This is a genomic window from Streptomyces sp. P5F9 (assembly GCF_057961495.1).
In genome coordinates, this window is the sequence record NZ_JBXVPZ010000294.1 from 1 (window position 1) to 12,223 (window position 12,223).

Sequence of the window (12,223 nt, forward strand, 5' to 3'; positions counted from 1 at the left end):
CATCACCACCGAACTGGGCTGGAAGGCCAAGCACGACGTCCAGGACTTGATCGCGTCGGCTTGGGAGGGGTGGGTACGGTTGCATCCGGGGGCGGCGCGGTCCTGATGAGCGCGATCCGATGGTCTCCGGCCTGATGAACTCCGGCCCGGTGAACGGCTGTTCCCGATCGGAACGCGCCCTGGGCGCCGTCCTCGGCTCGGCCGTCGGCGACGCTCTCGGCGCGCCCTTCGAGTTCGGTCCCGAAGGCGCCTTCTCCGCCCGTTTTCCGGTGCCCGGTCACGGCGGCGAGATGTGCGGGGGCGGCGGCTGGGACCCGGGCGAGGCGACCGACGACACGCAGATGGCCGTACTCGTCGCGGAGTCCCTGCTGGAGTGCGGCGGGCTCCGACTCCCGGACATGTTCCGGCGGTTCCGGCAATGGGCGGCCGCCGACCCGAAGGACATCGGCCTGCAGACCGAGGCCGTGCTGACCAGCGGCGACCCCTGGGACCTGGCCGCCGCCCTGCACTTCCAGTCGAGCCAACGGGGCGCCGGGAACGGTGCGTTGATGCGCGCCGCCCCGTCGGCCGCCCACTTCGCACGCGCGGGACGCGACGCCACGATGGACGCCGCCCGCCGCATCGCCGCGCTCACCCACGGAGACCGCGCAGCCTGGGAAGGCACCGCCGTCTTCCACGAGTTGGTGCGCGTCGCACTGGCCGGCGGCGACCCGCTCGACGCCGTCGCGGAGACGCTCCGGTCCGTCCACCCCGACCACCGGGAGCGCTACGGCGTCGTCCTCGCCCCGGACTGGCACCCCGACCTCGCGACGGAGTTCAACGGCGCCGTCTGGCCCTGCCTCGGCTCCGCCGTCTGGGCCCTGCGGACCACGGCCTCCTACGAAGACGCTGTGCGCGCCGCGATCGACCTCGGCGGCGACACGGACACCGTCGCCGCCGTCACGGGCGGCCTCGCCGGGGCGGTGTACGGGAGCGCGGCGATCCCGGAACGCTGGACCGAGGCCCTGCACGTACCGCTGCCGGGGTTCGGCGGCCGGGTGCTGCGAGCGGCCGAACTCGGGGAACTGGCACGGCGGTTGGATCACGGGGCACTAGTTAGCTGACGGGTACGGCGGAGCCCTACAGCGCCTTGAGACCTTCCGTGGTCGCCCGGGCCAGCGCCCCCAGGTACCCCTTCGGCAGCTTCGGGCTGCGGATCACCACGGCACGCCAGTACAGGGGGCCGGAGATCAGGTCCAGGGCCAGGTCCTCGTCCATGCCGGGGCGGATCTCGCCACGCCGTTCCGCCGCCGCGAGGATCTTGCTGGCCACGCCCTCCTGGCCCTCACGCAACGCCTTCTGCATGGCGTCGGCGATCTCGGGATTGCGGGCCGCCTCCGCCTGGAGGTCCGGGATGATCTGCGAGGCGACGGGATGACGCAGCGCCCGTGACGTCACCTCGTACAGCATCCGGAGGTCGCCCTCCAGCGAACCGGTGTCCGGCGTCGGCAGCCCCAACACCGCGATCGCCGACACCACGTCGAGCACCAGGTGCAGCTTCGAACGCCAGCGGCGGTACACCGCCGTCTTGCCCACTCCCGCGCGCCGCGCGATCCCCTCGATCGACATCCGGGCATACCCGACCGCCGCCAGCTCCTCGAAGACCGCCGCCCGAATGGCTTCGGTCACATCCTCGCGGAGTACGGCCGCCCCGGCAGGGGTGCGGCGGCGCTGACGTGTCTGGGGCTCGTCGGCGTTCGTCGTCATAGTCCAAGCATAGGGGCGTTGCGACGAAACGGTTGCGTTCCGACGCCGAATCGGCCTACGCTCACGTTGCGACGATACGGTCCCGTTCCGACGTAAGAGAACGTAAAGAGAAGCGTAAGGAAACGTCGGACGACGGGACACGGCAGCCGGACGCACGCACCCCCTCCCCCCGAGCGAAAGCAGCGGATGTGAGCCAGGTCCTCCACACACCGCCCCATTCGCCGGCCCCGGCCGACGAAGACGACCTCGCGGCGCTCGCCGCACGCCACGGCCTCACAGTCAGTGGCGCCCGCCCCTCCCTGCGCGAGTACGTCCGCCAGCTGTGGGAGCGGCGGCACTTCATCACCGCGTTCGCCACCGCCAAGCTGACCGCGCAGTACAGCCAGGCGAAGCTGGGTCAGATCTGGCAGGTGATGACGCCGCTGTTGAACGCGGCGGTGTACTACTTCATCTTCGGCATCCTGCTGGGCACCAAGCGCGGCGTGCCGGACTACATCCCGTTCCTGGTGACGGGCGTGTTCATCTGGACGTTCACGCAGAGCTCGATCATGGCGGGCACCCGGGCGATCTCGGGCAACCTCGGCCTGGTCCGGGCCCTGCACTTCCCCCGGGCCGCACTGCCGATCTCGTTCGCGCTGCAGCAGCTCCAGCAGCTGCTCTTCTCGATGGCCGCTCTGGTCGTGATCCTGCTCTGCTTCGGTGTGCCGATCAGCTTCTCCTGGCTGATGGCGGTACCGGTGCTGGTCCTGCAGTTCACGTTCAACGCGGGCGTCTCGATGATCATGGCTCGGATGGGCGCGAAGACGCCGGACATCGCGCAGCTGATGCCGTTCATCCTGCGCACCTGGATGTACGTCTCCGGCGTCATGTGGAGCATCGACAAGCTGACCAGCAAGGACCACCTGCCGCACATCGTGACGCTCGCCCTGGAGACCAACCCGGCGGCCGTCTACATCGACCTGATGCGCTACTCGCTGATCGACAGCTTCCACTCCAGCCAGCTCCCCCCGCACGTGTGGCCGGCGGCGCTGGGCTGGGCGCTGATCGCCGGAGTCGGCGGCTTCATCTACTTCTGGAAGGCTGAGGAGACGTACGGCCGTGGCTGAGCAGACCATCGAGTACCACACCGAGCGGACCCCCGTGGCCGCGGACAGCACGATCCCCACCGTCGTCTGCGACGGCGTCGATGTCATCTACCGGGTCAACGGGACCGGCGCCGGACGCGGCTCCGCGACCGCCGCCCTCAACCGCATGATGCGCCGCGAGAAGGTCGAGAAGGCGGCGGGCGTGCGCCTGGTGCACGCGGTCAAGAAGGTGTCCTTCGTCGCCTACAAGGGCGAGGCGATCGGGCTGATCGGAACCAACGGTTCCGGCAAGTCCACGCTGCTCAAGGCGGTCGCGGGCCTCCTCCCGGTCGAGAACGGCCGTATCTACACCCACGGCCAGCCCTCCCTCCTCGGCGTCAACGCGGCCCTGATGGGCGACCTGACCGGCGAGCGCAACGTCTATCTCGGCGGCCTCGCCATGGGCATGTCCCGGGAGCAGGTCAAGGAGCGCTACCAGGGCATCGTCGACTTCTCCGGGATCAACGAGAAGGGCGACTTCATCACGCTGCCGATGCGGACGTACTCCTCCGGCATGGGCGCCCGACTGCGGTTCTCCATCGCCGCCGCCAAGGACCACGACGTCCTCCTGATCGACGAGGCACTGGCGACGGGCGACCGGTCGTTCCAGCGGCGCTCCGAGGAGCGGATCCGCGAGCTGCGCCAGCACGCGGGCACGGTCTTCCTGGTCAGCCACAACAACAAGTCGATCCGCGACACCTGCGACCGCGTGCTGTGGCTGGAGCGCGGCGAGCTGCGGATGGACGGACCGACGGAGGAGGTCCTGGAGGCGTACGAGGCCTTCACGGGCGGCGCCGACAAGCCGAAGGCCCCCGCGGCGGGCCAGGCGGCCTAGGGGACCCTCGGGCCGCCTAGAGGTCCTCGTCCTGGAACACCCAGGTGCGGTAGACCAGGAAGCGGAACGCGGACGCGAGCACGATCGACAGGGCCTTCACGGCATTCGCCTCAAGCGGACCGTGGAGGCCCAGTCCGTGGTAGCCGACGTAGAAGAGGCCGCTCTCCATGAGGACGCCGATGCCGCTGAAGGCGAAGAACAGGGCGATCCGGCGGGCGCCGGGGGCGTCGCGGTCGCGGTAGGTGTAGTAGCGGAAGCCGAGGTAGTTGGCGCCCATCGCGACGCAGCTGGCCAGGACGGTCGCGAGCATCGCGGGCCACCGCAGGCCGTGCAGCAGAGCGTTGAAGACCGCGAAGTTGACGAAGACGCCGCTGCCGCCGACGATCCCGAATTTCACGACTTCCAGGACGACCTCGCGCACCGGTCGGACGGGCTCGGTCACGCGTTCCTCGGTGAGGTTCAGAGTCACGTCACCAGGCTTAGCTGGGCAGAGTAAGCCTTCCCCCTGATTACCCCTAAGGCACTCCGTGAAGAGGGCGCCCCGAGCCGATGCGGCCCGGGGCGCCCTCGTCGTCATAGCGACTACGACCCAGGGACTACGAGTGCGTGCGCAGCAGCGTGCGCATCGTGCGCATCGCCACCGACAGGTTGGCCAGGTCGAACGTCTCCGAGCCCTGGATCTCGTCCAGAGTCGTACGCGCCCGGCCCAGGATCGCGGCGTTCTTCTCCTGCCATGTGATGAAGCGCTGCTCGGGAGTCGAGGTGCCGTTGCCCGCCGCGAGGATGTCGGCCGTCAGCGCCGCGTGCGCCGCGTACAGGTCCTCGCGGATGGAGGCGCGGGCCATGGACTGCCAGCGGTCCGCGCGGGGCAACTCGATGATGCGGTCCATGAGTTGGGTGATGTGGAGGCGGTCGGCGAGGTCGTAGTAGACCTCGGCGACGTCCATCGGGTCCTTGCCCGTGCGGTCGGCCACCGAGACGATGTCGAGCGCCGGGAAGGCGGAGGAGAACCCGGCCACGCGCGTGGCGAGTTCGGCCGGGACGCCGGCGCCGGTCAGCTCGTCGTAGATCTCCTGGTACCAGTTCAGGTCCGCGCCGCGCAGCAGCTTGGGCAGCTGGGACCAGACCTGCTCGACGCGCTCGGCGAAGAACTCGACGGTCTCGGCGAGCTGGAGCGGCTGCGGCCGGTTGTTGAGCAGCCAGCGGGTGCCGCGCTCGCACAGGCGGCGCGAGTGCAGGCGGATACGGGTCTGCACGGGCGCCTCGACGGTGTTGTCGAGCGCCTCGACGCCGTCCCACACCTCGGCGGCGTCGAAGATCGCGCGGGCCGCGGTCTGCGCCCGGACGATCTCCTCCAGGGAGGCGCCGGTCTCCTCACGGAGGCGGTGCAGGAAGCTCGTGCCGCCGGTGTTGACCGTGTCGTTGACGAGGACCGTGGTGACGATCTCGCGGTGCAGCGCGTGGGTGTCGATCTGCTCGGCGAACTTCTCGCGCAGCGCGGTCGGGAAGTAGGCGTGCAGCAGGGTGCGCAGATACGGGTCGTCGGGCAGCGAGGTGTGCAGCAGCTCGTCGGAGACCGTGATCTTCGTGTACGCCAGCAGGACGGCCGTCTCGGGGCCGGTCAACCCCTGTCCCTGGGCGAGGCGTTCGCGGATCTGGCGGTCCGTGGGCAGGAACTCCAGGGCCCGGTCGAGGTGGCCTTCGCGGACCAGGGTGCGCAGGAAGCGCTGCTGGGCGTGGAGCATGTCCTTGGACTGGGCGAGCGCGTTGGCGATCGCGGTGTTCTGCGCGTAGTTGTTGCGCAGGACGAGCGCGCCGACCTCGTCGGTCATCTCGGCGAGGATCTTGTTGCGCTGCTTGACGGTCATGTCGCCGTCGGTGACCAGGCCGTTGAGCAGGATCTTGATGTTCACCTCGTGGTCGGAGGTGTCCACGCCCGCGCTGTTGTCGATCGCGTCGGTGTTGATCTTGCCGCCATGCTGGGCGAACTCGATCCGGCCGAGCTGGGTCAGCCCCAGGTTGCCGCCCTCGCCGACGACCTTGACGCGCAGGTCGGCGCCGTCCACTCGGATCGCGTCGTTGGCCTTGTCGCCGACGTCCGCGTGGGACTCGGTGCTGGCCTTGACGTACGTGCCGATGCCGCCGTTCCACAGCAGGTCGACCCGCGACTTGAGGATCGCCTTCATGAGGTCGGCCGGTGTCATCTTGGCGACCTTGTCCTCGATGCCGAGGGCCTCGCGGACGTGGGCGTTGACCGGGATCGCCTTGGCGGTACGCGGGAAGACACCGCCGCCGGCCGACAGCAGGTCGGTGTTGTAGTCGGCCCAGCTGGAGCGCGGCAGCTCGAACATGCGGCGCCGCTCGGCGTACGAGACGGCCGCGTCCGGGTTCGGGTCGAGGAAGATGTGCCGGTGGTCGAAGGCGGCGACCAGGCGGATGTGCTCGCTCAGCAGCATGCCGTTGCCGAACACGTCACCGGACATGTCACCGACGCCGACGACCGTGAAGTCCTCGCTCTGCGTGTCGACGCCCAGCTCCCGGAAGTGCCGCTTGACGGACTCCCAGGCACCGCGCGCGGTGATGCCCATCTTCTTGTGGTCGTAGCCGGCCGAGCCGCCGGAGGCGAAGGCGTCGCCCAGCCAGAAGTTGTAGCTCTGGGCGACCCCGTTGGCGATGTCCGAGAAGGTCGCGGTGCCCTTGTCGGCGGCGACCACCAGGTAGGTGTCGTCCTCGTCGTGCCGGACGACGTCCGCCGGGGGGACGACCTCGCCGGCCACCAGGTTGTCGGTGATGTCGAGCAGGGCCGAGATGAACATCTTGTAGCTGGCGATGCCCTCGGCGAGCCACGCGTCCCGGTCCACGCTCGGGTCGGGCAGCTGCTTGGCGACGAAGCCGCCCTTGGCGCCGACCGGCACGATGACGGTGTTCTTCACCATCTGCGCCTTGACCAGGCCGAGAATCTCGGTCCGGAAGTCCTCCCGCCGGTCCGACCAGCGAAGACCGCCGCGCGCGACCTTGCCGAAGCGCAGGTGCACGCCCTCGACGCGCGGCGAGTACACCCAGATCTCGTACGCCGGTCGCGGCGCGGGCAGGTCCGGGATGGCCTGCGGGTCGAACTTCATCGAGACGTACGCGTGCGCGTGCCCGCCGAGCGCCTCCTGGAAGAAGTTGGTGCGCAGGGTCGCCTTGATGACGGTCAGGAAGGAGCGCAGGATGCGGTCCTCGTCGAGGCTCGCCACCTGGTCGAGCGCCGCGTCGACCTCTTCGAGGAGGGCGTCCACGATCTCGCGTCCGGCGCGCTGCCGGTCCGGCGACATCCGCGCCTCGAACAGGGAGACGAGGAGCCGGGTGGTGTGGACGTTGTTGCGGAGGGTGTCCTCCATGTAGTCCTGGCTGAAGGTCGAACCGGCCTGCCGCAGGTACTTGGCGTACGCCCGCAGCACCATCGCCTGCCGCCAGTCGATCCCGGCGCTCAGTACCAGAGCGTTGAAGCCGTCGTTCTCGGCCTGCCCGGTCCAGGTGGCGGCGAACGCCTCCTGGAACCGCTCGCGTGCGTCGTCGCCGAGGTGGTCCCCGTTGCCGTTCTGCGACTTGGGCATCCGCAGCCCGAAGTCGTAGATCCACGCGGTCGTACGGTCCGAGCAGCGCAGTTCGTACGGCCGCTCGTCGACGACCTCGACGCCGAGGCGGCTGAGGACCGGCAGCACGGCCGAGAGGGAGACCGGGGCGCCCTTGCGGTAGATCTTGAAGCGGCGCTCGTCGGGGGCGGCGCCCACCGGCTCGTAGAGGCTCAGCTCGAAGGTCTGCTCCTCGGTGAGCTGTTCGAGGTGGACCAGGTCGGCGACGGCGGAGCGCGGGGTGTGGTCCGCCTTGTAGCCCTCGGGGAAGGCGTTGCCGTAGCGGCGCACGAGTTCTGCCGCGCGCTCCTCGCCGCACTCGGCGTTCAGCGCGTCGCCGAAGCCGTCGGCCCAGGAGCGGGCGGCCTCGACCAGGCGGGCCTCGATGCGGTCCTTGTCGGCGTCGGACAGCTCCGGCAGCTCGGTGCCCTGTGGGACACGGACCACGAAGTGCAGCCGGGAGAGGATCGACTCGGTGTTCCAGGCGGTGAAGTCGACGCTGATGCCGTCGAGCTCTTCTTTAAGGATGTCGATGATCCGGAGGCGTACGCCGGTGGTGTAGCGGTCGCGCGGGAGGTAGACGAGGGCCGAGTAGTAGCGGCCGTACTCGTCCTGGCGCAGGTACAGGCGCAGTCGCCGGCGCTCCTGGAGGTAGAGCACGGACGTGACGATGGACCGGAGTTCGTCGACCGGGGTCTGGAACAGCTCGTCGCGCGGGTACGTCTCCAGGATCTGCAGCAGGTCGCGCCCGTCGTGGCTGTTGGGCGAGAAGCCGGCGCCCTCCAGCACCTCGTCGACCGTGCGCCGGATCACGGGAACCCGGCGGACGGACTCGGTGTAGGCGGCGGAGGAGAACAGGCCCAGGAAGCGGCGCTCGCCGACGACCTCGCCGTTCTCGTCGAACTTCTTCACGCCCACGTAGTCGAGGTACGACGGACGGTGCACCGTGGAACGGCTGTTGGCCTTCGTCAGCACGAGGAGCTTGTGCTCGCGGGCCTTGGCCCGGGCGTCGGCCGGGAGCCGCTCGAAGGACGGGCTCACCGGGTGGCTGTCCTCGCCGCCGTGCTGCGGGTCGGAGCGCAGGATGCCGAGGCCGGTGCCGGGGACCGCGGCGAGGGAGTCGTCCTCACGGAGCTGGTACTCGCGGTAGCCGAGGAAGGTGAAGTGGTCGGCGGCCAGCCAGCGCAGCAGCTGGCGGGCCTCCTCGACCTCGCTGGAGGGCAGGTCGGAGGCGGTCGGCTCGGTGGGCAGCTCGTCGGCCATCCGCAGGGCCGAGTCCCGCATCTTCTCCCAGTCCTCGACGGCCTCACGGACGTCGGACAGGACGCGCAGCAGGTCGGCGGTGATCTGCTTCAGGTCGGCGCGGTCGGTCTCGCGGTCGATCTGGACGTGGATCCAGGACTCGGTGTGCGCGTCGTGCGGCAGCTCGCCGGCGGGCGGGGTGGTGAGCACCTCGATGAGGTTGCCGGTGAGGTCGCGGCGGACGACGATCTGCGGGTGGATGACGACGTGGATGCCGCGGCCCTGGCGGGTCAGCTCGTTGGTCACCGAGTCGACGAGGAAGGGCACGTCGTCGGTGACGACCTCGACGACGGTGTGGCTGCACGTCCAGCCGTTCTCCTCGACCGTCGGGGTGTGCACCCGTACGTTCGCCGTGCCCTGGGGTCGGGTCTCGGCCAGCCGGTAGTGGGAGAAGGCGGCACCGAAGACGTCGACCGGGTCGCGGTCCGCGAGGTCCTCCGGGGCGGTGTGCAGGTAGTAGCGCTGGAGGAACGCGAGCACGGTCTCCTGGTCCGGAGTGCTCTCGTCCGTCGTCCCGGTGGGTAGATGCCCCCCGACCGGGCTGTTCTCAGCTACCCGAGCAGCCCTTTCGAGCAACTCGGCCTTTGCTTCGTCCAGCTTGGTCTGCATTGTCCTCTGGCTCCTGTCGCGCGCCGTTGCGTGACGTAGAAGGAAGTACGGTGTCTTCCCCTGCGGCTCGACGCCACGGCCCGGGTTCTCCGGTCTGCTCAGACGCTATGCCGCAGGGTGAGATGAGCGGTGGGTTATCAGCCATTTTCGGCCCGCCCGACGGATGTGACGCTGCTCTCTGTCGCGCCGGTACCGGGGGTGTGCACGGCGTCCTGGGAGCCCTGGGAGCTCCGTCCCGCCCGCGCGGGCCTGTCGGACAGGCCCTGGGGAGACCAGCGACCGCCGCCCGGTCACGGATGTGGTCCGTGGTCGCCGGGCGCGGAGCAGGGGCGACGATGCCCCCGCGAAATATCGCGCTGATCACTCCACAAGGCTATCTCTCCTCACCGGGGGCTCGTCATGAGCCGGTTGTGTACAAAACAGAGGGTGGAACTTTGACGTTATGCACAGGGGCGCGGAGCATGAAATCGTCGTATTCACGGGCAGTCGGGACGGTGACGATGCCTGAGCCGCGCGGCCTCTGGCGAGCGAGACCTCTTGGCAAGGACACCGGCGCGAGGCACGTTGCCCAGGAGCTCATGAGTCCACGAGCCCTTGAGGCCGCGGACCCGTGAGCCCATGACGCCCGGCGGAGACGCCTGCCACGGCCACAGAGGAGCGCACCGACATGACAGCGAAGATCCTCATCGTCACCGGCGACGCAGCGGAGTCGCTGGAGGTCCTCTACCCCTACCAGCGCCTGCGCGAGGAGGGCTACGAGGTCCACATCGCGGCTCCCGAGCGCAAGAAGCTGCAGTTCGTCGTCCATGACTTCGAACCCGGCTTCGACACGTACACCGAGAAGCCCGGCTACACCTGGCCCGCCGATCTCGCCTTCTCCGAGGTCGATCCCGGCCAGTACGCGGCCCTCGTCATCCCCGGCGGGCGGGCCCCCGAGTACCTCCGCAACGATCCCGAACTCCGCAAGATCCTCAAGTCCTTCTTCGACACGGACAAGCCCGTGGCCCAGATCTGCCACGGCCCCCTGCTCACCGCCGCGATCGACGGCCTGCGCGGCCGGCGCGTCACGGCGTACCCGGCGCTCGAACTCGACATGCAGTCCGCCGGCGCGACCTTCCAGGACGCCGAGACGGTGGTCGACGGCACGCTGGTCTCCGCCCGTGCGTGGCCGGATCACTCCAGCTGGATGCGGGAGTTCCTGACGGTGCTGCGGGCGAAGGCGCCGGTGACGTGACCTCGGGGGGCGGCGTTACGTGACGGGTGCGCGGCTTCTCCTGAGGCGCCGTGTCTCTGACGCACAGAGCCCTTCAGAAGGCGCCGCCTCTTGAGGCGCCGCGCCACGTCACACCGCCCGACAGGTCACCGTCACGCCGCCAGCCGCTCCGCCTCCGCGACGGCCTCGGCCAGCGAGTCCACCACCGGTACGCCGACCACTTCGAGGCTGGCCCGGCTGTGCGAACCGCCGGTGTAGAGCACGGCCCGCGCGCCCACGTGCAGGGCGGCCACCGCGTCGTCGGCGGCGTCCCCGATCACCACGGTGCGCACGGGGTCCACGCCGGTCAGCGCCCCGAGGTGGCGCACCATGTGCTCGGCCTTGCTGCCACCGGAGGGACCGGTGCGCCCGTCGACCCGTATGAAGTGCGGTTCTATCCCGAACTCCCTTACCAGCGGGACGAGTTCGTCATGGCCGTACATGCTGAGGATCGACTGGCTGCGACCCGCGGTCCGCCACCCCGCGAGCAGGTCCGCCGCGCCCTCGGTGAGCCCGCAGACGACGCGGTGCTCGGAGTAGTACCGATGGAAGGTCGCGTCCATGACCTCCCACTCGGCGTCGGTGGGCAGCCGCCCCAGCAGCCGCTCGTAGAACTTGGGCACCGGCACGCAGTACAGCGCCCGGTACTCCTCCATCGTGATCGGCGTCAGCCCCAGCTCGGCGAACGCCGCGTTCGTCGCCCCGATGATCGCGTCATTGTCGTGGAACAGCGTGCCGTTCCAGTCCCAGACGATGTGCGCGCTTCCTTGCATCCCCATGCCAAAAAAGTACCCGCCGCCACTGACAATCAAGATAATCGCAGGTCAATGGGCACATACGGCCATCCGACCGCCGCCGAGCGGGCTCAGTCGGCCGGCCCGACGAGGTTCGGGATCTCCTGCGTCGCGTACCAGAGCAGCTCGTGGTCCTCGGCCCCGTCCACGACGAACTGCGCGTCGTCGTCCCCTCGGTCGGCCGCCGGAAGCGCGTCGGCGGCGGCGCTCACGTCGCCCTCCGCGTCCCCGAGATCCACGTGCACGGCGGCCGCCTTGGCCAGCGCCACGGTTCCGGTCACCCGCACCTCACCGAGCGCCGCCGGGTCGAGTCCGCGGTCGGGGTCGGCGTGCGCGGTGCCGTCGGGTACGTCGACGGCGAGCACGACCCGGCGCCGCGGCGCGTCGGCGTGGACCGCCAGCAGCCGCAGCGAGGCGAGCGCGGCCCGGTTCAGCGCCGCGTACTCCAGCTCCTCGATGTCGTCGGAGAGGTACCACTCGCGCAGCGCGGGCGTCACGGCGTACGCGACGAAGGGTCCCGTCCCCAGCTCACCCGTCTTGTACGCCTCGGCGAGACCGGGGAGGGTCAGGGGGACGTAGACGCGCATGGCCGACCGCTTTCGTAGTTCGGAGAGTGCCTCGGGGAAGACGGTTCCGCGGACGGTGCCACGCCTCCGAGAGGGCCTCCAGGATACGTGCGCGGGTCCCCCATCGAGTCCCCACCCGCACCTCTGAGGGCGTCCACCCCACGCCGGTGATTCACCCGGCACGCTCTTGCGGCGACGGGCTTCCGGCCCTCCGGATCACTCGGATAAGTGAACATTCCGGCCCCTCCGACCCGCGCCGCCACGTCCTTGCTCCCCCTGCCCATAGCCCCGTACAAGATCCCCAACCAGCAAGTTACTTCCCGGTACATCCCGGGCCGACCCAACGGGGACCCCCATGCACAAGGTCATGACCAGGAC

9 protein-coding genes and 1 pseudogene are annotated in these 12,223 nt (G+C 69.7%); 5 read left to right on the top strand and 5 right to left on the bottom strand.

Annotation, left to right across the window (positions count from 1 at the left end):
• Nucleotides 1-106 (top strand): annotated as a pseudogene (locus tag AC31A1_RS34510) (UDP-glucose 4-epimerase GalE); the annotation flags it as partial.
• A gap of 13 nt (nucleotides 107-119) precedes the next feature.
• Nucleotides 120-1,103 carry an ADP-ribosylglycohydrolase family protein gene (locus AC31A1_RS34515; RefSeq protein ID WP_489657087.1) on the top strand — a complete coding sequence of 328 codons (984 nt, stop codon included), beginning with the start codon at nucleotides 120-122 and terminating at the stop codon, nucleotides 1,101-1,103.
• A gap of 16 nt (nucleotides 1,104-1,119) precedes the next feature.
• On the opposite strand, the gene AC31A1_RS34520 is transcribed toward AC31A1_RS34515, so the two are convergent.
• On the bottom strand, nucleotides 1,120-1,746 hold the full coding sequence (locus AC31A1_RS34520) for a TetR/AcrR family transcriptional regulator (protein ID WP_393761970.1): 627 nt from the start codon (nucleotides 1,744-1,746) through the stop codon (nucleotides 1,120-1,122).
• Between the two features lie 188 nt (nucleotides 1,747-1,934).
• Between AC31A1_RS34520 and AC31A1_RS34525 the strand changes: the two genes are divergently transcribed.
• On the top strand, nucleotides 1,935-2,852 hold the full coding sequence (locus tag AC31A1_RS34525; protein WP_393761968.1) for an ABC transporter permease: 918 nt from the start codon (nucleotides 1,935-1,937) through the stop codon (nucleotides 2,850-2,852).
• Nucleotides 2,845-3,705 carry an ABC transporter ATP-binding protein gene (locus tag AC31A1_RS34530; protein WP_489657088.1) on the top strand — a complete coding sequence of 287 codons (861 nt, stop codon included), beginning with the start codon at nucleotides 2,845-2,847 and terminating at the stop codon, nucleotides 3,703-3,705. Before AC31A1_RS34525 ends, AC31A1_RS34530 begins: the two co-directional genes overlap by 8 nt.
• Nucleotides 3,706-3,721: 16 nt before the next feature.
• Here AC31A1_RS34530 and AC31A1_RS34535 read toward each other — a convergent pair whose 3' ends face one another.
• Complete coding sequence (locus AC31A1_RS34535; RefSeq protein ID WP_489657089.1) at nucleotides 3,722-4,174, bottom strand: GtrA family protein; 453 nt, start codon at nucleotides 4,172-4,174, stop codon at nucleotides 3,722-3,724.
• A gap of 127 nt (nucleotides 4,175-4,301) precedes the next feature.
• Nucleotides 4,302-9,233: an NAD-glutamate dehydrogenase gene (locus AC31A1_RS34540; protein WP_489657090.1), complete on the bottom strand. Its 4,932-nt coding sequence runs from the start codon at nucleotides 9,231-9,233 to the stop codon at nucleotides 4,302-4,304.
• Between the two features lie 667 nt (nucleotides 9,234-9,900).
• Here AC31A1_RS34540 and AC31A1_RS34545 point away from each other — a divergent pair.
• Nucleotides 9,901-10,467: a DJ-1/PfpI family protein gene (locus tag AC31A1_RS34545; protein WP_019056759.1), complete on the top strand. Its 567-nt coding sequence runs from the start codon at nucleotides 9,901-9,903 to the stop codon at nucleotides 10,465-10,467.
• A gap of 131 nt (nucleotides 10,468-10,598) precedes the next feature.
• Here the strand turns inward: AC31A1_RS34545 and AC31A1_RS34550 are convergent, their stop codons facing one another.
• Together AC31A1_RS34550 and AC31A1_RS34555 are read right to left on the bottom strand one after the other, a co-directional pair.
• Nucleotides 10,599-11,264 carry an HAD family hydrolase gene (locus AC31A1_RS34550; protein WP_489657091.1) on the bottom strand — a complete coding sequence of 222 codons (666 nt, stop codon included), beginning with the start codon at nucleotides 11,262-11,264 and terminating at the stop codon, nucleotides 10,599-10,601.
• 86 nt (nucleotides 11,265-11,350) lie between these two features.
• A complete protein-coding gene (locus AC31A1_RS34555; protein WP_489657092.1) occupies nucleotides 11,351-11,866 on the bottom strand; it encodes a DUF6912 family protein in 516 nt (171 codons plus the stop codon).
• Nucleotides 11,867-12,223 lie beyond the last annotated feature (357 nt).

Excerpts from the sequence above, each read along its gene's own strand:
- AC31A1_RS34540 (WP_489657090.1), bottom strand. The coding sequence starts at position 9,233 with ATGCAGACCAAGCTGGACGAAGCAAAGGCCGAGTTGCTCGAAAGGGCT.
- AC31A1_RS34545 (WP_019056759.1), top strand. The coding sequence starts at position 9,901 with ATGACAGCGAAGATCCTCATCGTCACCGGCGACGCAGCGGAGTCGCTG.
- AC31A1_RS34550 (WP_489657091.1), bottom strand. The coding sequence starts at position 11,264 with ATGGGGATGCAAGGAAGCGCGCACATCGTCTGGGACTGGAACGGCACG.
- AC31A1_RS34515 (WP_489657087.1), top strand. The coding sequence starts at position 120 with ATGGTCTCCGGCCTGATGAACTCCGGCCCGGTGAACGGCTGTTCCCGA.
- AC31A1_RS34520 (WP_393761970.1), bottom strand. The coding sequence starts at position 1,746 with ATGACGACGAACGCCGACGAGCCCCAGACACGTCAGCGCCGCCGCACC.
- AC31A1_RS34555 (WP_489657092.1), bottom strand. The coding sequence starts at position 11,866 with ATGCGCGTCTACGTCCCCCTGACCCTCCCCGGTCTCGCCGAGGCGTAC.